22 protein-coding genes and 1 tRNA gene are annotated in these 20,835 nt (G+C 61.2%); 16 read left to right on the forward strand and 7 right to left on the reverse strand.

Annotation, left to right across the window (positions count from 1 at the left end; translation table 11 throughout):
• Positions 1-4: 4 nt before the first annotated feature.
• Both VPH41_RS19045 and VPH41_RS19050 read right to left on the reverse strand, forming a co-directional pair.
• The gene (locus VPH41_RS19045; RefSeq protein WP_328571139.1) at positions 5-1,378 is read right to left on the reverse strand and encodes a hypothetical protein; all 1,374 of its coding nucleotides are present in this window, start codon (positions 1,376-1,378) and stop codon (positions 5-7) included.
• Positions 1,379-1,744: 366 nt separating this feature from the next.
• The gene (locus tag VPH41_RS19050; RefSeq protein ID WP_328571140.1) at positions 1,745-2,197 is read right to left on the reverse strand and encodes a helix-turn-helix domain-containing protein; all 453 of its coding nucleotides are present in this window, start codon (positions 2,195-2,197) and stop codon (positions 1,745-1,747) included.
• 73 nt (positions 2,198-2,270) lie between these two features.
• Between VPH41_RS19050 and VPH41_RS19055 the strand changes: the two genes are divergently transcribed.
• The 13 genes from VPH41_RS19055 (at position 2,271) to VPH41_RS19115 (ending at position 9,305) form a co-directional block, all read left to right on the forward strand.
• Positions 2,271-2,474, forward strand: a complete 204-nt coding sequence (locus tag VPH41_RS19055) for a hypothetical protein (protein WP_328571141.1) — start codon at positions 2,271-2,273, stop codon at positions 2,472-2,474.
• A gap of 10 nt (positions 2,475-2,484) precedes the next feature.
• Positions 2,485-2,688: a hypothetical protein gene (locus tag VPH41_RS19060; RefSeq protein WP_035820909.1), complete on the forward strand. Its 204-nt coding sequence runs from the start codon at positions 2,485-2,487 to the stop codon at positions 2,686-2,688.
• A 37-nt stretch (positions 2,689-2,725) separates the two neighbouring features.
• A complete protein-coding gene (locus VPH41_RS19065) occupies positions 2,726-2,914 on the forward strand; it encodes a hypothetical protein (RefSeq protein ID WP_328571142.1) in 189 nt (62 codons plus the stop codon).
• Positions 2,911-3,174, forward strand: a complete 264-nt coding sequence (locus tag VPH41_RS19070) for an ogr/Delta-like zinc finger family protein (RefSeq protein ID WP_133992923.1) — start codon at positions 2,911-2,913, stop codon at positions 3,172-3,174. Before VPH41_RS19065 ends, VPH41_RS19070 begins: the two co-directional genes overlap by 4 nt.
• Positions 3,175-3,294: 120 nt before the next feature.
• Complete coding sequence (locus VPH41_RS19075) at positions 3,295-3,696, forward strand: hypothetical protein (protein ID WP_328571143.1); 402 nt, start codon at positions 3,295-3,297, stop codon at positions 3,694-3,696.
• Between the two features lie 101 nt (positions 3,697-3,797).
• On the forward strand, positions 3,798-4,151 hold the full coding sequence (locus VPH41_RS19080) for a hypothetical protein (RefSeq protein ID WP_328571144.1): 354 nt from the start codon (positions 3,798-3,800) through the stop codon (positions 4,149-4,151).
• On the forward strand, positions 4,141-5,979 hold the full coding sequence (locus tag VPH41_RS19085; RefSeq protein WP_328571145.1) for a replication endonuclease: 1,839 nt from the start codon (positions 4,141-4,143) through the stop codon (positions 5,977-5,979). Before VPH41_RS19080 ends, VPH41_RS19085 begins: the two co-directional genes overlap by 11 nt.
• Positions 5,976-6,128, forward strand: coding sequence for a hypothetical protein (locus tag VPH41_RS19090; RefSeq protein ID WP_175539401.1), 153 nt, complete (start codon positions 5,976-5,978; stop codon positions 6,126-6,128). Before VPH41_RS19085 ends, VPH41_RS19090 begins: the two co-directional genes overlap by 4 nt.
• Entirely contained in the window at positions 6,122-6,361 is a 240-nt protein-coding gene (locus VPH41_RS19095; protein ID WP_328571146.1) for a hypothetical protein, read from the forward strand. Before VPH41_RS19090 ends, VPH41_RS19095 begins: the two co-directional genes overlap by 7 nt.
• Positions 6,358-6,972 carry a hypothetical protein gene (locus tag VPH41_RS19100; protein ID WP_328571147.1) on the forward strand — a complete coding sequence of 205 codons (615 nt, stop codon included), beginning with the start codon at positions 6,358-6,360 and terminating at the stop codon, positions 6,970-6,972. The genes VPH41_RS19095 and VPH41_RS19100 overlap by 4 nt, the downstream gene beginning before the upstream one ends.
• Positions 6,969-7,820: a phosphoadenosine phosphosulfate reductase family protein gene (locus VPH41_RS19105; RefSeq protein WP_328571148.1), complete on the forward strand. Its 852-nt coding sequence runs from the start codon at positions 6,969-6,971 to the stop codon at positions 7,818-7,820. The genes VPH41_RS19100 and VPH41_RS19105 overlap by 4 nt, the downstream gene beginning before the upstream one ends.
• A 161-nt stretch (positions 7,821-7,981) precedes the next feature.
• Positions 7,982-8,233, forward strand: coding sequence for a DUF4224 domain-containing protein (locus tag VPH41_RS19110; RefSeq protein ID WP_328571149.1), 252 nt, complete (start codon positions 7,982-7,984; stop codon positions 8,231-8,233).
• A 52-nt stretch (positions 8,234-8,285) separates the two neighbouring features.
• Positions 8,286-9,305: a tyrosine-type recombinase/integrase gene (locus VPH41_RS19115; protein WP_328571150.1), complete on the forward strand. Its 1,020-nt coding sequence runs from the start codon at positions 8,286-8,288 to the stop codon at positions 9,303-9,305.
• Positions 9,306-9,434: 129 nt separating this feature from the next.
• On the opposite strand, the gene VPH41_RS19120 is transcribed toward VPH41_RS19115, so the two are convergent.
• The 5 genes from VPH41_RS19120 to VPH41_RS19140 form a co-directional block, all read right to left on the reverse strand.
• Positions 9,435-9,524, reverse strand: a tRNA-Ser gene (locus VPH41_RS19120).
• A 162-nt stretch (positions 9,525-9,686) separates the two neighbouring features.
• Positions 9,687-11,732 carry a putative bifunctional diguanylate cyclase/phosphodiesterase gene (locus VPH41_RS19125; RefSeq protein ID WP_328571151.1) on the reverse strand — a complete coding sequence of 682 codons (2,046 nt, stop codon included), beginning with the start codon at positions 11,730-11,732 and terminating at the stop codon, positions 9,687-9,689.
• A 1-nt stretch (position 11,733) separates the two neighbouring features.
• Positions 11,734-12,822: an EAL and HDOD domain-containing protein gene (locus VPH41_RS19130; protein ID WP_319633283.1), complete on the reverse strand. Its 1,089-nt coding sequence runs from the start codon at positions 12,820-12,822 to the stop codon at positions 11,734-11,736.
• A gap of 301 nt (positions 12,823-13,123) precedes the next feature.
• Positions 13,124-13,753, reverse strand: a complete 630-nt coding sequence (locus VPH41_RS19135) for a response regulator transcription factor (RefSeq protein WP_328571152.1) — start codon at positions 13,751-13,753, stop codon at positions 13,124-13,126.
• A 13-nt stretch (positions 13,754-13,766) separates the two neighbouring features.
• Positions 13,767-15,137 carry a cache domain-containing protein gene (locus tag VPH41_RS19140; RefSeq protein ID WP_328571153.1) on the reverse strand — a complete coding sequence of 457 codons (1,371 nt, stop codon included), beginning with the start codon at positions 15,135-15,137 and terminating at the stop codon, positions 13,767-13,769.
• Positions 15,138-15,381: 244 nt separating this feature from the next.
• On the opposite strand from VPH41_RS19140, the gene VPH41_RS19145 reads away from it, so the two are divergent.
• The 3 genes from VPH41_RS19145 to VPH41_RS19155 all read left to right on the forward strand — a co-directional run bounded on the left by VPH41_RS19145 (position 15,382) and on the right by VPH41_RS19155 (position 20,835).
• Positions 15,382-17,442: a carbon starvation CstA family protein gene (locus VPH41_RS19145; RefSeq protein WP_152281721.1), complete on the forward strand. Its 2,061-nt coding sequence runs from the start codon at positions 15,382-15,384 to the stop codon at positions 17,440-17,442.
• Positions 17,442-17,642: a YbdD/YjiX family protein gene (locus tag VPH41_RS19150; RefSeq protein ID WP_010396213.1), complete on the forward strand. Its 201-nt coding sequence runs from the start codon at positions 17,442-17,444 to the stop codon at positions 17,640-17,642. The genes VPH41_RS19145 and VPH41_RS19150 overlap by 1 nt, the downstream gene beginning before the upstream one ends.
• 304 nt (positions 17,643-17,946) lie before the next feature.
• Positions 17,947-20,835, forward strand: coding sequence for a hybrid sensor histidine kinase/response regulator (locus VPH41_RS19155; protein ID WP_328571154.1), 2,889 nt, complete (start codon positions 17,947-17,949; stop codon positions 20,833-20,835).

The following is a 20,835-nucleotide window of genomic DNA, read 5'->3' on the forward strand; positions in this document are numbered from 1 at the left end:
TTTATCAATACGCGCGCCAACAAGGTGTGAGATCTTTAAGTTCAAAATTTTCTTCAATTAATACTTGGAAAGCTCTTAAGAAGAACTCGCGCTCCATATCTCCTACCGACATGCTAGAACGTCCTCGCGAAATCGCTTCATTTAATGTCTGAAAACCCAGATAGTGGCCTAATTCAGGCATCGAAAGCTTTTCAAGACGAGCACATAGTTTAGCCATATTACTTACGATCTTAGAAAGACGTATTTTTTGCTCACTTGTTGACCTCTCCACTCCAGGCCGCCCCGCGACTTCAGTCGCTACTGCAGTCACAAGGCCAACACAGGCCGGCTGACTAGCGAATAGATCCCTGCCAATCGAAAAACGAACTACTTTCTTATCACTTGATTTTGGTCGAGTAGGCTTATAAGTATCAAAAATTACATCTAATTTTACCAATATCCCAAGAGCATCACAGAAATTACTCGTAAAACTAGAATCGGAGGCCGCCTCCATGAAATCCAGTCGCGTAAACTCATCAGCTAATCGCTCCCGAATATCAATTTTTTCTTTTCTGGCACCAAATACTAAAAACAGCTCTACAAGTTCATTGGCCTGGAATTGACCACCGCCTGAGCGACGACCTCCATCCGAAAGCACCGTTAGTGCATCTACTGCCGCTCCAATTTCCATAATCAGTGATTTAAATACAACCTCAACTTGATTCCTGAGATTCCAAGGAACTTGTCCAGTATTTAAAACTAACATACGATAGATCAAGCTATTAGTTGACTCTGATATCCAAAATTCCACTCTCATCTGCTGAGCCGCAATCGTTTGGTGTGAAGTTCGCGCCTCACTTAATGCTGTTGTGCGTTGCATTCCATCGATTATAGAAATACGATCCGATTCAAGCGAATCTATAAGTGTATCCAAACTCTTTCTAGTCAAACTCCCAACCTTCTTGAACTTCACCTTTGGCAAAACAATCCCTATCACCACTGGAGGAAGTACAGCGCCACCAACAATATCCTCAACCATTCTTTTTCTAATGCGTATTGCAGAGGTTGTACGTAGTTTTTCTCTTTGCCCCTCTACACCGCCGCGATTTTTATACGCGTCATCCACCAAAGCCAGATAATCCTTAATTGAACTTGAAACTATTATCGAGTAACAATTAACTCGAGCATCCAACAATTTATCTAGTGATGCCGATTTAACTGTGGCAGCAACTTTCTTTTTAACAGGCTGCTTGGCTAAAATCGGTGGAACTTTACTTCCAATCGCAGCCCCCATAGATCTTGCAACCCGTGGCACCTTCTGAACTCCGATACTTTCAGATAATTTAGAGCCAACCAATTTAACTTTCCGTGCAGCAGTGGGCGATTCAATTTTTTTCATTATATATATTAAAAAATAATTTCTCTATAATAAGTAAAATATATTAAAAATCAATATACTTAAATTATGATTTCTATCGAAATAGAATATGACAAAATTTATGTAGAGCGTATCCAAATCGGCAAGTAATTAGAAGGTGCAGCAGCACACTCACATTTAATATCTATTGCCGTTTCAATTACGACACCAACAGTATATTCCTTCCCCTCGAAATAGCATGAATTTCTGACAGCCTCGTTGACCATCGACGTCATCGTTTCGCATCTATGCTGCTGCAAGCAGCACGCAAAGAGCAAAGGAGCTACAGCTGCAACTTTCCATCTCACTGCTGACCATACCAACGATAGCCTATCTTTCCGCCGCGCTTTACGTAGGTGATTTTTTTTTGCGACCAACGTTGATCGTTTGGGGAGCCGTGATGTCCCCATGAATTTGCTGGCCTACTTTGCCATGGAAAACCATTTGTGTGTTGCGTTCGACTGTTCTGGACGGCGACGTTACTGCTGGCTCTCCAATTCCTTCCACAACGCCAAGAACACGAGCCTTTCCTCGCAAATCTAGCCGCCGATATCCCGCTAACAACTCGTTTTCATCGTCAGTCAAAGTGTTACTGGCTGGCACGCCAAGCATCACATAAGACAAGTCGACTCCAATACCTGCCAGCGCAACCATATAGCCGGCATCGGGTAACGTCTTTCCTTGCTCATAGTTAATCTGTGCGAGTTTTTTCACGCCACCAATTGCCGCGAACGCTTCTTGTGTAAGACCCAAGCGTGTTCGCTCCTGCCTTAATCTATCACCAAAAATATTTTTATCCATACATCTACGTTGACAAGTATGTTTTAACATACTATAGTTACGCCATCCTGTAGCGATTACACATCATAACATTATGAAAAACGTATCCATAGCGAGGCGTACTGCCAAGGGCGTCACGACTAAGCCCCTTGGCGTTCGTCTGACATCGGACGAGGTGAGCGAAGTCGAAGGCTACGCAGAGAAACTTGAACGCTCCCGTGCCTGGTTCCTCCGCTTCCTGATCCTGCGCGGACTCGCCGACTACAAACGCGAACTCGCATCCAAATCCACCCACTAAGGACCACGTCATGTACCCCGATGCAAAACGTATCCGCAGCCACCGCGTTATGCTGCGCCTGGACGATTACGAGCACCAGCTTGTTTCCTCGATCGCCAATTACCAGGGCGAAGAGCTTGCGGTGCTGGTGCGTCAGATCGTGATGCGTGAAGCCTTGGCCGTGATCGCCTTGGATGACGCCACCATCGATAGCGTACAGCGTCGCAGCGTTTAAACCGAGTCACTTTTGAGCAACTCTAAAGTTCCAAAAAATGCCAGACCATCAAATTCACCTCAATGACGAAGAGCGCGCGGTGCTGGAACTCGTGCGCCAGCGCCAGGGACTGGCAAGTATCGAGCAAGCGGCGGAATGGCTCGTCAAATCGCGCTTACGCAAGCAGTCGAAAAACATGACGGGTCGCGGTCGCGCCCTGTACCAAGTGGAAAGAAAGCTGAAATGAGAGTCATCGGCCTGCCCTGCCCGCATTGCGAAAACACCGTCCGCGCTGTCAAAAGCCGCACGATGTCCGCCATGTTCAAGGAAATCACCTACATGTGCCAGAACCCCGAATGCGGGCACTCCTTCGTGGCCGGCCTGGAAGTACTGCGCACCCTCTCGCTGTCCGCCATGCCCAAGCCGGATATCCGCATCCCGATGTCCCAGCATGCGCGCGCGGCAGCCACCAGCCAGCTGGCCTTGGATCTGACTGCGGGCTGCTGATGATTATCCCAATCCTCGCGCCGCCGTAATCCGGCCGCCGTAACTCCCCTCTTTTGCTGTGCCCTGCAGCGCTCTCTTTTGAGCGTGCGGGATTCGTTCAACCTAAAAAAAGGAAAACCGATGGAAAACACGCTGCACGCCACCCGTCACGCCGACCAATCCATGGCATCAAGCACGATCCGCCCGACCTTGCAAAATTGCGTTGTCCCCGTGGCACCAACGTGTTTTCTGCTGCAAGCCAGCGCGGGCATCGGCATCGCGGCGCTAACCGCCTACATCCATGAGATTGCCAAGACCTATCACGCCTACGGCGCGGCAAATCTGACCTTCATCGTCAGCGATGCGCAGCCATTGGAGCGTGACGGCTTTTTCGCGCCAGCCAAGCAACGCTCCCTGATCGGCAAGCTGCCCATCGAGTTGAACTACATTTTCGCCAACGAAGCGGGCTCCCGACACTGCTGCGGCGCATCGCACACGCTCCCGTACTGGGCAGAACATTTTCTCAAGACAGGGGCACGCTGATGCTGCGCCTGGCCAAAACCTGCGGCATCTGGCTGCTGTCGCTCCTGATCGTCATTGCCCCCGGCGTGCTGCGGGCCATTGGCTTCATCAAGGACTGAACCATGCCGGCGTCCCTTATCGACAACCACCAGTCCTTCCAGCCTGCCGCCGAGATTCTGGCCGCGCGCGACAAGGACATGCCGACGCCACCGGGCGCCGGGCATGCGCTGGCCGCCATCGCCGAAGCCAAGGCACAGCTACGCAGCATCAAGCCGCGCAACCTGGCGCCCTTCATGGCCCAGGCCTGGGGATTGTCGCCGCGCGGCGCGCGCCGTTCCGTGTTGATCGCCGCCGGCATGGACGCCGACCGCTGGGAATCGCCCATCCATTCATTTACCGAGGAAGAGCGCATCGAGCTGCGCGCCGCCACTTCCGCCGCTATCCGTGTGTACGAAAGACTGTTGAATGCAATCTAAACAAATCTTGCTGCCTGCCCCGCAACGCCACGAAGCCTTCTTGCGATCCGCCCAGTTCGCACCCGAGCTGGCGCGTATCCCGTTCAAGTGGCGCAACCGCGTCATCACGGCCGCCATGGCAAAAATGGCCTGGTCGTCCTGGTACAAAGTCTATGAGTCCGTCGCCACGAGCTTTGTGCGCGAGTTCGCCGAACAGTACGTGCCGGCCGGCGTCGACCTGTCGCAAAGCGATGCCGACATCGTGGCCACCGCTGAGCGTGCGGCGGCTGTTGTAGTCAAAGCTCTCTGGTCGGCCACGTCGGACAGGCACGCCCTACAGATCATGGCGGACGAATGCACCTCGTATGGCATCGAGCTGCCCGAGTTCGACGCACTGGCCGACACCATCGCCCGCCTGGTGGACGCCAGATGGTGGCGCCGCCAACTGCGCAAGCGCGTCAAGCGCGCCTTTGAAGCGGGCAATATCCGCCTGGGTTACGTGAACTATCGCGGTGAGCCCTACGCCAGCAATGATGCCGTGCTGTCACGCCTGGCGCAAAACCGCCGCAACGCGGCAGCGCTGGCCGCCACCCTGGTGCAAAACGAGCACGGCCAGCAATTCAGCATCGCCGAGCTGGCCGAGAAAACGACAGCGAATAAGGCCATCCGGCGCGGCGAACTGATGTTGCGCATCAACGGCTTTGAGCAGATCGCCCGCGAGTGCGGCGACCAGGGCATTTTCATCACCTGGACGTGCCCATCGCGCTTCCACGCCATGCAGCACAGCGGCAAGCCAAACGACAAGTTCGACGGTTCGACGCCGCGCGAGGCCAATGCCTACTTGGGCAAGATGACGTCACTGTGCCGCTCCGCGCTGGCGCGCCGTGGCATCGGCCTGTACGGCTTTCGCATCGCCGAGCCGCATCACGACGGCTGCCCGCATTGGCATCTGCTGCTGTTCGTGCGCCCGACCGCGAAATACAAGACGGTCCACCTGCAGGACGTGGCGGGCCGCGCCATCCGCATCATGAAGCGCTACGCCTGGCGCGCGGACCGTGGCGAAGCGGGCGCCTTCGCTCGTCGTTTGGACGTGAAGCGCATCGACTGGGCCAAGGGCAGCGCCGCCGGCTACATCGCCAAGTATGTGGCCAAGAACATCGACGGCGTGGCCGAGCACAAGACGAAAGAAGGCTATGTCGTCACGGCTGACACCGAAGGCGATGTCGAGCTGACGCCATCGGCGCGCGTCGAGTCCTGGGCCGCCTGCTGGGGCATCCGTCAATTCCAGCAATGGGGGGGTGCGCCCGTCACCGTGTGGCGCGAACTGCGCCGCATCGAGGAGAGCATGCTCAACGAAGCGCCGGCCGCCATGCGCCGCGCCTGGGACGCCGTGCAAAAGATCGACGGCGAAAAGCGCGCCTGCTGGGCCGAATACCTGCGCGCCCAGGGCGGCGCCCTGGTGCCGCGCAAGGAACTGGTCGTCACCCTGGCCAAGGACGAAAAAACCGTCACCGGCCGCTACGGCGAAACGCTGCGCACCACGCCCTACGGCGTGCGCTGCAGCGACCTGATCGGCGTGGTCTTCAAGTCCGTGCGCCATACCTGGACGCCGGTACAGGCCACAGGCGGGCGTGGGGTGGCTGTTGGGGTTGCCGTTCCTCGGACTCGTGTAAATAACTGTACGCACCCCGACCGCCCTGTCCCGGCCACGCCGCCGGCGGCGCCCGCGTACAACCTGCCCGACGAGGCAAAAACAGTCCTGATTGCAGCCTGGGCGGCCGTCAACGCCTGCCCGTGGCCACGGCTGATCCTCCCCGACACCCCACCCCAAGAAGGAAATGGCACATGAGCACCTATGCCGTGATCGTTCGCACGCAAACCGAACGCTTTGAATTTTTTGAGGTTGCCGCATCCAGCGGCGACGTGATCGACGCCGCCATCGACCGCTACGGCGTGTGCGGCGTTACCGCCAAACTGAAAGGAGCACCGCAATGCTGAACACCCTGAGCAATTCACCGCGGCAAATCGCCCTGGGCGACCGCGTGACATTCGATACCGACGAAGGCTACCAGGCCGGCACCGTCAACGACTTGCGCCGCGACGTGGGCAATGGGGAGCTGCATGCGTGGGTGGAGCTGGATCACCAGTGGGCGGGCATGTTTCGGGCCGTGCCGCTAGGTGCCATCGAGGCGGTCAAGAAGACAACCGCGCCTGTCGGGTGCCCAGCATGACGGCGGAACGCTCAGTACCGGCCGTGGCGGCCTTGTTCGTGCGCGCCAACTCGATCTACAAGACCATGCCGGCGGTTGACGCCTGGGACGCGGAGCGCGACGCCCGCGCCTGGCCGGGTGGCGTGCCGGTGGTGGCGCATCCGCCGTGCCGCTCCTGGGGTACGCTGCGCCACCTGGCCAAACCGCGCCCGGACGAAAAGGAGCTGGCGGTGTGGGCCGTCGCCCAGGTGCGCAAGTTCGGCGGCGTGCTTGAGCACCCGAAGCGCTCTACCCTCTGGCCACACTGCGGCTTGCCGGCGATCGGCGAGCGGGACAAATTTGGTGGCTGGCCGCTGCCGATTTTCCAAAGCTCGTTTGGCCACCGCGCCGAAAAGGCCACCTTGCTGTATATCGTCGGCTGTGCGCCAGCTCAAATACCAGCCATGCCCATCGTCTTGGGCGAAGCCTCGCATGTGATCGCTCCGTCCGGCCGCAACCGCGCCGGCGAGCGGCGCCGGAAAGGCGATCCGGGCTGGCGGCCGGAATGCGGCAAGGCAGAACGCGAGCACACGCCGGCCGAGCTGGCGCATTGGCTGGTATCCCTGGCGCGACGCTGCATGGTGCCGGCATGAACAGTCCATTCCTGTTCGATGGCCCGGGCGTGATTTCGTTCAGCGGCGGTCGCACCAGCGGCATGATGCTGTGGATGACGCTTCAAGCCTATGGCGGCACGCTGCCGGCTGACGTGGTGGTGTGCTTCGCCAACACCGGCAAGGAAGAGGAAGCGACCCTTGAATTCGTGCGCGACTGCGGCGAGCGCTGGGGCGTTCCCATCGTCTGGATAGAAAACCGTCCTCGCAATGAAGCGCGTGGCAAGGAATTTGCCATCGTGAACTTTGCAACGGCCAGCCGCCGCGGCGAGCCGTTCGCCGATCTGCACGACGAAAAGAAATTCCTCCCGAATCCTGTGGCGCGCTTTTGCACGGCAGAACTCAAGGTGCGCCCGATGCAGCGCTATTTGAAATCGATAGGTCTGGTCGAGTGGACCACGTTTATCGGCATGCGCGCCGACGAGCCCATGCGCGTGGCGCGGCTGGCGAATCAGGATTATGGCAAGCACGAAGTGAAAGAGGCGCCCCTGGCGGCGGCCGGCCTGACCGTGGCCGATGTCAGCGCGTTTTGGGCAGCACAAGATTTTGACCTGGGCTTGCCGAATATGAGCGGCAAGACGATGCACGGCAACTGCGATCTGTGCTTCCTGAAAGGCGGAAACCAGGTGTTATCCCTGATCCGCGAAAAACCCAGCCGTGCGCTGTGGTGGATACAGCAGGAAAAGAACGCACAAACGGCCGGATCGGGTGCTGGTGGCTGGTTCCGCAAGGATAGGCCCAGTTACCAGGCGATGTATGACATGGCGATGAATCACGGGGAGCTGTTCCCCTTCGATGATGCATTAACCGATTGTGGATGCACGGACTAGGAAGGAGATTACGAAAATGGACCAATACCAAGAATTCTGCCGGCTGCGCAATTACCGCAAGCCTGGCGCCGAAGTCCCTCAATACACGGAGGCCGAAGCGTTCGCCTTGGCCACGAACAAATGCCAAGCATGCAGCCCGGCCAAAAAGAAAGCGGCATCCAATGAATAAACTTTTTGATAATTCCATCCAGTCCGAAACCCTGACTGCGGAAGAGCTGGAAACCATTTCAGGCTGCTGCCGGAAAGTGGATCAGATCAAATGGCTGCAGCAAAACGGCTGGACCTTCATCAAGAACCGCGCCGGCGCGCCCATCATCGGGCGCCTGTACGCCAGGCTACGCTTGAGCGGCATCAATCCCGCCAGCCTGGTGAGCACGCCGGCCTGGGCGCCGAACCTGTCCAAAGTACGTTAATAGAAAGAAAACAATGCGACCTAAGAGCACTGGCTACAAACTGCCGCCGCGCATGCTGCGCCGCGTGCGCAAGCTGAAATCGGGCGAAACATGGACCGGCTACTACTACAATGGCCGGGACGACGCCGGGAACCGGAAGGAATACCCGCTGGGCACGGATTTGGTCGAAGCCAAGCGCCTGTGGGCGGAATACGAGTGCAAGCCAGTCCCGACCGACGCCACGCTCATGGAATACGTGTTTGCGCAGTACGTGCGCGACATCCTGCCCGGCAAGGCGCCAAGCACGCAACGCGAGAACTCCAGCTCATTGAGCCAGCTTCGCCCGGTCTTCGACAGCGCGCCCATCGATGCCATCACGCCGCAGGACATTGCCCGCTACCGCGACGCGCGCAGCGCCAAGGTGCGCGCCAACCGCGAAATCGCGCTGCTGTCGCATGTGTTCAATATGGCAAGGGAATGGGGCTACACCAAGCGCGAGAACCCATGCAGGGGCGTGCGCAAGAATAAAGAAGTGCCGCGTGACTTCTATGCCGACAAGGCAGTGTGGGATGCAGTACGGAACGCAGGCTGTGAAGAACTGCAGGACGCAATGGACCTGAACTACCTGACCGGCCAGCGGCCTGCGGACGTGCTCAAGATGCGCGACGGCGATTTGAAGGATGGGGCGCTGCAGGTGCGCCAGGGCAAGAGCAACAAGCTGCTGCGCATTGTGCTTGAGCACGACGGCATCAAGTCCGAACTGGCGAAGGTCATCGAGCGCATCCATGCGCGCCCGCATCGGCCGCGCACCACCTTCATCGTCGCGCTGCCGAATGGTTGCCAGGTCAAGAAGTGGCATTTGCGCCTGCGCTTCGATGGCGCCCGGAAAGCTGCAGCGGAACTGGCGCTAAAGGCTGGCGACGAAGAGCTGGCCAGCCGCATCAAGGCCTTCCAGTTCCGCGATATCCGGGCGCGCTCCGCCAGCGACATTGCCGACCTGGGCGCCGCCAGCTCCCTGCTGGGGCATAGTGAAAAAGTCATCACGGAAAAGGTCTATCGGCGCATTGGCCAGGCTGTCCGCCCTACTCGCTAGAGGCGAGTTGCGGAAACCATTTCCGCAAATTGGAGCTAAGTTGCAACTGAGCTTTCGAACGCGGGAATTTGCAAGCGGCGGCACAAAAAAAATAAGCCCTTGATAATCAAGGGCTTATTTTCATAGTTCTGGCGGAAGCGGTGAGATTCGAACTCACGAACAGTTTAACCCGTCGCTAGTTTTCAAGACTAGTGCCTTCAACCACTCGGCCACGCTTCCAGATGGCAGCATTATACATAAAGGTCAGTGGCTTACCAATGGCTAGCACTCCCGTGGCCTTATTTCCCCCAACGGCGAGGACTGGGGTCGTGCCTGACGGGTCTGACCCCGGCTTGTCGCCGGTGGGTTCCATACCGGCGCTGGCACACTAACGCAGCAACCTTACACGCCCCAGTTTTCCCGCAGCGTCTTCTCGAACTCCCCCGCCGGCAGGGGGCGCGAGAACAGGTAGCCCTGGACTTCGTCGCAGCCCGAACTCTTCAGGAAAGCCAGTTGCTCGGCCGTTTCCACGCCTTCCGCGATCACTTTATGATGCAGTTGCTGGGCGATGCTGATGATGGTGCTGGCGATGGCGCAGTCGCTGGCGTCCGTGGGGATGCCGGTGGTGAAGGAACGGTCGATCTTCAGGGTGTCGATGGGGAAGCGTTTCAGATAGGACAGGCTCGAATAGCCGGTGCCGAAGTCGTCCAGCGACAGGGCCACGCCCAAGGCCGTGATGCGGTCCATGATGCCGATCACGCGCTCGATGTTGTGCATCAGGGTGCTCTCCGTGATTTCCAGTTCCAGCCAGGCCGCTTCCAGGCCGTAGCGGGCCAGGGTTGCCGCCACCCTGGCGGGCAGCGCCGCCGTGAATTCGCGCGCGGATACGTTGACGGCCAGCCGGATCGGCGGCAGGCCGGCCAGTTTCCACGCCTGCGCCTGGGCGCAGGCCGCTTCCAGCACCCACTCGCCCACTTGCACCACCAGCCCCGTCGATTCGGCCAGGGGGATGAATTCGGCGGGCGGGATCATGCCGTGCTGCGGGTGGTGCCAGCGCACCAGGGCTTCGGCGCCGATGATGCGCCCGCTGGCCAGCGCATATTTCGGCTGATAGTGCAGCAGCAGTTGCTGCGCCGACAAGGCCTGGCGCAAGCCCGTTTCCAGGCGCATGCGCGCTTGCATGCCCACATTCATGTCCTGGCTGTAGAAGGCCACGCTTTCCGCTTCGCCGCCGCTGTCCTGCTTGGCGCGGTACATGGCGATGTCGGCCAGGCGCAGCAGGGTTTCCGCGTCCTGTCCGTCTTGCGGATACACGCTGATGCCGATGCTGGCGCCCACGCGCAAGTCGTGGCCTTCGATCAGGAACGGTTCCACCAGCGAAGCGAGCAGCTTTTGCGACACCATGCTGGCCTCGAAATGCTGGCCGATGTCGAACAGGCCGACAGCAAACTCGTCGCCGCCCAAGCGCGCCACCAAGTCCTGGTCGCGCAATGCCTTGCGGAAACGCAGCGAGACCTGGCGCAGCAGCTCGTCGCCGATGCGCCGGCCCAGGGTGTCGTTGATCAGTTTAAAGCGGTTCAGGTCGATGAACAGCACACAGCCCAGCATCTTGCTGCGCTGCGCCACGCTCAGGGCCTGGTCGACCAGCTTGGCCAGCAAGGTGCGGTTCGGCAGGCTGGTCAGCGGGTCGTAATACGCGAGGTGATGCAGGCGCTCTTCAGCCAGCTTGCGTTCCGTGATGTCCGTCAGGTAGGCGATGAGTCCGATGGGCTTGTCGTCCATGTCCTGCAGCGGCGACAAGGACAGGCTGGCCCAGAAGATCTCGCCTGACTTCTTTCGGCGGCGCACCTCCATCAGGCGTCCTCCCTGCTCCAGGAAGGCATCGTGGAAACCCGTGTCTTCTTCATCGTACAGGAACAGGATGTTGCGCCCCACGGCTTCCACCGAGGTATAGCCGAACAGGCGCTCGGCGCCCTTGTTCCAGCTGGTGATGTAGCCCGTCAAGTCCATCGTCAGCACGGATTCGTGCAGCTGGTCCAGGATTTGCGTCTGTTGCGCCAGCAAGGCTTCGACTTGCGCGTAAGCATGGGTCGAGCGTTGCGCCAGCGAATGCACTTGCAGCACGCCGGCCGTCAGCGAGGCCAGGCTGGCCAGCTGGCGGCGGTCGGCGTCGTTGTACCGGCTGCGTCCGGCCACGCTGTAGTGGCCGAAGCAGTGGCCGTCGAAACTGATTTCCTGCAGCAAGGCGGGTGTATCGCTGGGAAACAGCGGGGACGGCGCCGCCGCGTCCAGGCTGGCCGCAGGCAGGAACTGGCCATGGGGGCTGGCCATCACGGCGCTGGCGATACGGCCCAGTTCAGCCACCAGCGCGGGGCCGCGCAAACGCACGACGGCGTCGCACAGGGCGGCGCTGTCACCGAGGAAATCCGACACCGGAAACAGGGGCATGCTAGAGGTTCCGGCTGACCTGGATGGCCCATTGGTAGGCCTGCAGCAGGCTGCGCCAATAGGTTTCTCCATCAATGCCGGCACGGCGCAAGCCTTCGGGCGGCGGCGTGGCGCTTTCGACCAGCGCCAGCAAGGTGCCCAGTTCGCCGCTGCGTTCAAGCAAGGCGGCGCTGACTTCGGGCGCCAGGTTCAGGGTGGCGATGATGTCCTGCATGGGCATGCCCAGCAGCACGTCGAGCAGCGAGAACACGCCCGCCATGAAGGCCAGGTCCTGCGCGTCGCGGTCGCCGCCGCGCAGCTGGCACAGCGCTTCCATCTGCGCCGCGCGCACGGCCGCCAGCGGCAGCAGCGCGTGGATCTTGCCATCGTCCTGCTGGCGCGCATACAGCAGCAGTTGCAGCCAGCGCTGCAGCTGGCGCCGGCCCAGCAAGGTGATAGCCTGGCCAAAGCCCGTGATGGGCGCCGTGAAACCGAAGGCGGCTGAATTGACCAGTTTCAATAAATGATAGCTGAGCGATGGATCTTGCTTGAGCGGCACTTCCAGCTCGTGCGCATCGGCATCGCGGGCCAGCAGGCCCAGCAGCGCCAGCAGGCGGCGCCGCGACGTGGCATCCTCCGGCTCGCTTTGCTGGCGTGCCTGCTGCAGCGCGTAATCGCCGGCAAACCAGCTCACGCCGATTTCCTGCAGCGCGGCAAGCTGCCCCCCGTCGCCGATGTTGTAGGCCAGGTGCGGTCCCGGCAAGGGCAGCAGCTGATGCAGGGCCGGGCGGGCGCCGGCCGCGTCAAAGCTCAGTGCGCGCGCGTCGACCTGCGCCGCTGTCACGGGACCGGCTTCGGCGCCATCGAGAATGATGCGGTAGCCGGCGTCGCGCCATTGCTGGCATTTTTTCTGGATGTGCTTGTCGCCGGCAAGATGGGCCGGCAAACGGAAGATGGTGCGTTGCGGCGCCAGTTGCGCCAGCACGGCCTCGTCCACGCCATGCGGGTCGGCCAGGGGAATGATGCAGTCGAGCGGCGCCAGGAAGGCATACGCATCGGCCGCGGCCAGCGCCGCCAGCAGCGGCGCCGTCGAGGCCTGCGGTACATGCAAGGTGACAGCGACCCACTCGTTATGAGCGTTGGCTACTGCTTGTAATCCCACCAACGGAAACAGGTTTGATTCAGACGCTGACATCGGTATCTCAGTGTGGGTAGGGCGCCATAGTAAATAAACTGACCAGCATTGGCAACCCTGGCCCGACAGGGATGCCATTTCGACAGCAAGAATCATTCTATCCGAATCTCACCCGCGAAACAGTTTAAAATTGGCAATAAATGTTCAAAAAAAACATTCCCCCGGGAGACCCGCCTGCCATGCGGGTTTGAAAAAAATGCCGCGATGCCTGCGCCGTTCAGGCGCTGCCGCCATGCGCATGTTCGACCGCATATTTGATCAATTCAGCCTGTCCTTCGATGCCCAGCTTGCGCTTGATGTTCAGCCGGTGCGTCTCCACCGTGCGCACGCTCAGGTCCAGCTCGCGGGCGATCTGCTTGTTCGACTGGCCCGCCGCGATGTGCTGCAGCACTTGCTGCTCGCGCGTGGTGAGGAAGGAATCGTGCACTTGCGGGCGCGACAGTTGCCGCGCCAGGGCCGCGCTGTAATAAATACCGCCAGACATCACCGTCTCGATGGCAAACACGATATCTTTCCCTGGAGCATCTTTGAGCACATAGCCGCGCGCGCCGGCGGCAATCGCCTGCGATACATATTCGAGCTTGTCGTGCATGGACAGGATCAGCACGGCAATCTGCGGAAACGCCTGCTTGAACAGCGCCGTCGCCTCGATGCCGTTGGTGCCGCGCATATTGATATCCATCAGCACCAGGTCCACTTTGTGGAGGCGCGCCTGGCTCAAGGCTTCGTCGGCGCCGCCCGCCTCGGCCACCACGTCGAAATGCGCCACCGCTTCCAGGCGCGCGCGCAAGCCGTCGCGCACGAGGGGATGGTCGTCCACCAGCAGGATGTTGATCTTCTCGGTCATGGTTGCGTATCTATCAGTGTGTGGAGGAAAGGCCGAGCCGCGCCAGCACCACGGTGCCGGCCGGCGAGGAAGTGATGTGCAGGCTGCCGCCGATGGCTTCCATGCGTTCCGTCATGTTGCGCAGGCCGATGCCGCGCTGCGGGTGCAGGACGATGCCGTCGAAATCGAAGCCGCCGCCATTATCCCCGATGCGCAATTCCACGGCCTTGTCCGCCTCGCGCAAGCTGACCTCGACGGCGCTGGCGTGGGCATGGCGCTCGCAATTGGTCAGCGCTTCCTGGGCGATGCGGAACAGCACGGTATTGACCATGTCGGGCAAGCCCTCGCCCGCCGCCGCCGGACTGGCCGTGAAACTGGCTTGCGCGCTGCTGCTGTCGTTAAATTCATGCACGAGGTGATCGAGCGCAGCGGCCAGGCCCAGGTCGTCGAGGATGGCCGGGCGCAGGTTGTGCGAAATGCGCCGCACTTCGCCCAGCACCTTGTTGAGCTGCTCGGCGGCCCGATCGAACGTGGCGGGCGCCTTGTCTTTCTGCTCTGCATTACCGGCCAGGCGCGCGATGCCCGCCTCGATCTGCAGTTTGATGGACACCAGCCACTGGCTGATGCCGTCATGCAAGTCGCGCGACAGCCGCGCCCGCTCCTCTTCCTGCGACTCCACCACGCGCTGCGCCAGTACTTTCAGCTTCGCATCGGCCACGCGCAATTCGCGCAGGTTCAGCACCAGGCCGCAGGCGGCAACCAGCAGGGAGCCGAGGATGGCGATGCCGGCGATCAATTCCATGGTGGAGCGGATATTGCGCGACTGCTGGGCGTCGACCTGGGCCAGCGCCTGGTCCACGTCATCCATGTAGATGCCCGTGCCCATCATCCAGCCCCATTCCGGCATCAGGATCACATAGCCGAGCTTGGGTGCGGACTTGTTGGTCGACGGCTTGATCCAGTTGTAGCGCTCGAAGCCGCCGCCGCCCTTTGCCCGCTGCATCAAGCGCTGGATGGTCAGGTTGCCTTCCGCGTCGCGCAGCTCCCACAGGTTCTGCCCCACCAGCTCGGGCTGGCGCGGATGCATCAGCGACTTGCCCTCCAAATCATAGATGAAGAAATAGCCATCGTCGCCATAGCTGAGGGCGGACAGGATGCGCTTGGCCTCTTCCTGCGTGGCGCCATCCTTGCGCCCCGACTGGTACAGGGAGGCGATGGAGTGGCTGGCCAGGGTCACGTAATGCTTGAGTTCGGCTTCCTTGCTGGCCAGATACGCCTGCTGGATGGTGGCGCGCTGCTGCTCGGCCAAGGTGATCGCCTGGTGCCGCACGGCAAACGCGATGGCGCACAGGGCGAGTATGAGCGGCGTGATAGCCAGGAAGATGACTTTCTGTCTGAGTTTCATGGCCTGGCGCTCCGGCGGCGTCGATGCTGGTGGGAATGCGTGATTTTACGTCGCGGCACCGTGATCGGTCTGCGTAGTAATACTGAGCGTTACTGCGTAGTGCTGCGCTTGCGGCAATTATACGATTCCTGAATACTCGCCATAAGCTGCAGATACACCAAAAGTAACATCCAAACTGGCGACGACCAGGCTCGGCAGCACACATCATCGCACGGCACAGCGCCCGTCAATCTCTGGAGGAAGCATGAACCGCATTTTCAAACAGCTCGGCTGGGCAGCGCTTGCGCTGGCCGGCGCCGGGTCCCTGGGCGTCGTCGCCCTGCAACGCGGCGAACCGATCAGCGCAATCTGGATCGTCATCGCCGCCGTCTGCGTCTACCTGATCGCCTACCGTTTCTACAGCCTGTTCATCGCCGACAAGGTGCTGGGCCTCGATGCGCGCCGCATGACGCCCGCCTTCAAGCACAACGATGGCCTGGACCACGTGCCGACGAATAAATACGTGCTGTTCGGCCACCATTTCGCAGCCATTGCCGGCGCCGGTCCCCTGGTCGGCCCCGTGCTGGCCGCGCAGATGGGCTACCTGCCCGGCATGCTGTGGATCTTGGCGGGCGTCGTGTTTGCGGGCGCCGTGCAGGATTTCATCGTGCTGTTCATTTCCATGCGCCGCGACGGCCGCTCCCTGGGCGACCTGATCAAGGCTGAACTGGGCGAGATTCCCGGCATGATTGCGCTCCTGGGCTGCTTCATGATCATGGTCATCATCCTGGCCGTGCTGGCCTTGATCGTCGTCAAGGCGCTGACGGGCTCCCCATGGGGCAGCTTCACCGTGATGGCGACGATTCCCATCGCCCTGTTCATGGGCGTGTACTCGCGCTTCATCCGCGTGGGCCGCATCGGCGAAATCTCCATCATCGGCTTTGTGCTGCTGATGCTGGCCATCATCGGCGGCCAGTACGTGCAGGAACACGCCGTGCTGGGCCCCATGTTCACGTTCACGGGCACGGAACTGACGTGGATGCTGATCGGCTACGGCTTCATCGCTTCCGTCCTGCCCGTGTGGCTGCTGCTGGCGCCGCGCGACTACCTGTCGACGTTCCTGAAGATCGGCACCATCCTGGGCCTGGCCATCGGCATCATCGTCGTCGCGCCTTACCTGAAAATGCCGGCCATGACCAAGTTCATCGACGGCTCCGGCCCCGTCTGGTCGGGCAATCTGTTCCCCTTCCTGTTCATCACGATTGCCTGCGGCGCCGTCTCCGGCTTCCACGCGCTGATTTCCTCGGGCACCACGCCGAAGATGATTGAAAACGAAAGCCACGCCCGCTTCATCGGCTATGGCGCCATGCTGATGGAATCGTTCGTTGCCATCATGGCCCTGGTGGCCGCCTCGACCATCGAGCCCGGCATCTATTTCGCCATGAACAGCCCGGCCGCCCTGATCGGCACCACGGCCGAATCGGCCGCGCAAGCGATCTCGCAGTGGGGCTTCTATGTGACGCCGGACATGCTGACGCAGACGGCCAAGGACGTTGGCGAGCACAGCATCATCTCGCGTGCGGGCGGCGCGCCGACCCTGGCCGTCGGCATGGCGCAGATCCTGTCGGGCGCCATCGGCGGCAAGGCCATGATGGCCTTCTGGTACCACTTCGCCATCCTGTTCGAAGCGCTGTTCATCCTGACGGCCGTCGATGCGGGCACGCGTGCGGGCCGCTTCATGCTGCAGGATTTGCTGGGCAGCTTCGTGCCTAGCCTGAAACAGACGGAAAACGTCATCGCCAACCTGCTGGCCACGGGCCTGTGCGTGGCGGCCTGGGGCTACTTCCTGTACCAGGGCGTGGTCGATCCATTGGGCGGCATCAACACCCTGTGGCCGCTGTTCGGCATCGCCAACCAGATGCTGGCCGCCATCGCGCTGATCCTCGGCACCTGCGTGCTGTTCAAGATGAAACGGGGACAATATGCGTGGGTAACGATCTTGCCGACCATCTGGCTGCTGCTGTGCACCTTGACGGCGGGCTGGCAAAAGATTTTCGATGCCAACCCGCGCGTGGGCTTCCTCGCGCATGCCAAGAAATACTCGGCGGCATTGGATGAAGGCACCCTGCTGGCGCCGGCCAAGTCCGTGGCGCAGATGCAGCAGATCATCTTCAACGATTACCTGGACGCCGGCCTGGCCGCCTTCTTCGTCATCGTCGTGATCAGCGTGCTGTTCTTCGGCATCCGCACCATTCTGAAGGCGCGCGCCGACAGCAAGCCTAGCACCAAGGAAACGCCGTTCCAGGCCATGCCCACGGTGCAATGATGATCGACGAAATCATCAAGGCTGGACGGTACCTGGGGCAAAGCATGCGGCTCATGTGCGGCTTGCCCGAGTACGACACCTATGTGGCGCACCGGGAAGTGACCCATCCCGGCGAGCCGATGATGACGTATGAAGAGTTCTTCCGCGAACGGCAGGAAGCCCGTTATGGCGGGGCCGGCAAGCGCGGCGGCTGCTGTTAGCGGACACCTGCCCCAGCCTACTGCGCGTCGGTATAGGCGGCTTGCGATGCTCACCGTACTACAGTACGGTTGCGCTTCTCGGCCACCTCTCCCTTCCGCTCACTACGGCTGAGTCAGGTGTTGTTGCTCAGTAATAATTTGAGGGCGGTCTTGTGAGACCGCCCTTTTCATTTCCTCTCTTATAAGTTCCCCTCCCCTTTCTTCCATTAGACCCACATCAACATCATGGTGTGTCTTCGCGTCTATATTTTTCCAATAGGAATTAAAAAACAGCCAACGGGCCGACCGGGGAAACGCCGCAACCATGTTCAATTTCCAACGCTCCAGCATCAGCCAGAAGCTGACCATGATTTCGGTGCTGTCGTCGGGCTGCGCGCTGCTGCTGGTGTTCGTGGCGTTTGCGCTGACGTCCGTGCTCAGCCACAAGAACGATGAAGGCAAGCAACTGCTGTCGCTGGCGGGCGTGATCGGCGCGGCCAGCGCGGTGCCTTTGCTGGCGGGCAAGCCGGCGCAGGGGCAGGCGGAGCAGGTGCTGGCGGCCTTGTCCGCGCGTAACGAGATTGCCCAGGCGGCCCTGTTCGACAAGGGCGGGCGCCTGTTTGCCCTGTACCGCGCGCCGCAGCACGCGCAGGGGCTGGCAACGCCGGAAGACATGGACCCGGCCCTGCTGGCCGACATGGCCGTGCAACCCGTCACGCAAGGCTCGGGCACGACGCTGGCGCCGGCCATGCGCCTGTACCGCCCCGTCTACCGGCAGGCCGCGACGGGGCAGGAGATCATCGGCGCCGTACTGATCGAGGCGGACCTGAACCACATGTGGCGCGACATCGGCCGCCACGTGAGCGCCATCGGCGGCGCCACCGTGCTGTCCTTCCTCGTGGCCGTGTTCCTCGCGCGGCGCTTCAAGAGCGTGATTGCCGAACCGATCACCAAGCTGATCGACACGGCGCAGAAGGTGTCCAGCAGCCAGACCTACAGCCACCGCATCGCGCACCAGCGCAGCGACGAGCTGGGCGTGCTGATCGACAGTTTCAACGACATGCTGGCGCAGATCGACAGCCGCGACAGCACCCTGGCCAATTACCGCGACCAGCTGGAACGCCAGGTGGGCGTGCGCACGGCGCAGCTGGAAAAGGCCAAGGATGCGGCCGAGGCGGCCAGCCAGGCGAAAAGCGCCTTCCTTGCCACCATGAGCCATGAAATCCGCACGCCCATGAATGGCGTGCTGGGCATGACGGAACTGCTGCTGGCCAGCCCCCTGACGGCGCAGCAGCGCCATTACACGAGCATGGTGCAGCGCTCGGGGCAGAATTTGCTGGTAATCATCAACGACATCCTCGACTTTTCCAAGATCGAGGCGGGCAAGCTGAGCGTGGAATACATCCGCTTCAATTTCCGCGAATTGCTCGACGACATAGAACACGTGTTCGCGCCGCAGGCGGAAGCAAAAAACATCAGCCTGGAATTCGATATCGCCTACGACATTCCCATCGCCATCTGCGGCGACCCGAACCGTTTGCGCCAGATCATCGTCAATCTGCTGGGCAATGCCATCAAGTTCACGGAAACGGGCAAGGTCACCGTGAAAGTGACCGTGTGCAGCGAAGATGCGCCCAGCGTGGGCTTGCGCTTCGAAGTGCACGACACGGGCATCGGCGTGTCGAACGAGGCGCAGACGCGCATCTTCGAATCGTTCTCGCAGGCGGACGGCTCGACCACGCGCAAGCACGGCGGCACGGGCCTGGGACTGACGATCTCGAAACAGCTGGTGGAACTGATGGGCGGCACGATCGGCGTTGATAATGCTTTAACGCAAGGCTCCATCTTCTGGTTCGAAGTAAATTTCGATAAGCGGCGCGTCGACAGCGACGACCCGTCCTTCAACCTGAAAACCACGCGGGGGTTACGCGCCTTGATCGTCGACCACACACCCGCCACGCGCGCCGTGCTGGAGCGGCAGCTGGCCAGCTGGCACATCGTCAGCGACAGCGCAGGCACGGCCAGCGACTGCCTGGGCAAGCTGCGCGCGGCCGCGCAGGCGGGCACGCCATATGCCGTGGCCCTGCTGGACATGGAATTGCCGCGCACCAGCGGCCTGGCCCTGGCCGCCACCATCAAGAGCGACCCGCTGCTGGCCGACCTCAAGCTTTTGCTGCTGAGCACGGAACAGGCGGCGGCCGATCCCGTGCAGCGGCGCGAGGCGGGCGTGGCCTTCCAGCTGATCAAGCCGGCCCGCGAATGCGACCTGTTCGACTGCATCGTCACGCCGCCGCGCGCCAGCGACAGCCTGCGCATCCATCCGCCGCACGCGGCGCGCCAGGCGGGCCGGCGCCAGCGCCGCCGCGTGTTGCTGGCCGAGGACAATCCCGTCAACGTGGAAGTGGCGCTGGCCATGCTCGACAGCCTGGGCCTGGACGTGGTCTGCGCGCGCAACGGCGAAGAAGCCCTGCAGGCGGCGCAGGCCGAGGATTTCGACCTGATCCTGATGGATTGCCAGATGCCCGTGATGGACGGCTTTGCCGCCACGGCGGAAATCCGCCGCCACGAACAGCAGTGCGGCCACGCGCGCGTGCTGCCCATCGTCGCCATCACGGCCAATGCGCTGCAGGGCGACCGCGAAGCGTGCCTGGCGGCCGGCATGGACGATTACCTGAGCAAACCGTTCACGCAGCAGGACCTGGGCCACACGATTGCCCGCTGGATCACCCTGCCGCGCGCGGCCACCGTGCACCACAGCGAGGCGCCGGAACCGCCCACGCCGCAGGAAGCGCCGCCCGAGGCGCCGCCGCCCGCGCCTGCCCTCCAGGCTGTCCCACCGCCGTCCCCGCCGCCATCGGGCCAGCCGCTGAACCGGCAGGCGCTGGAAAACATCCGCGCCCTGTCCCGCGCCGATGGCGATGCGCTGCTCGAACGGGTCATCCTCGCCTTTACCGGCGAAACGCCGCGCCAGCTGACCGCCATGCGCGAAGCGATTGCCGGCGCGGATGCGGAAGCGCTGCGCAAGGTTGCGCACAGCCTCAAATCGGGCAGCGCCAACGTGGGTGCCGACGGCCTGGCGCAGCTGTGCAAGGAAATGGAAAAACTGGGCCGCGCCGGCAGCACCGAGGGCGCGGCTACCCTGCTGCAGGAGATGCAGCAAGCCTTCCTGTCCGTACGCGAATCGCTGAGCGCCATCCTCGTGAAGGAACACTGA

Source organism: Janthinobacterium sp. P210006, assembly GCF_036231885.1.
Lineage (GTDB): Bacteria > Pseudomonadota > Gammaproteobacteria > Burkholderiales > Burkholderiaceae_D > Janthinobacterium > Janthinobacterium violaceinigrum.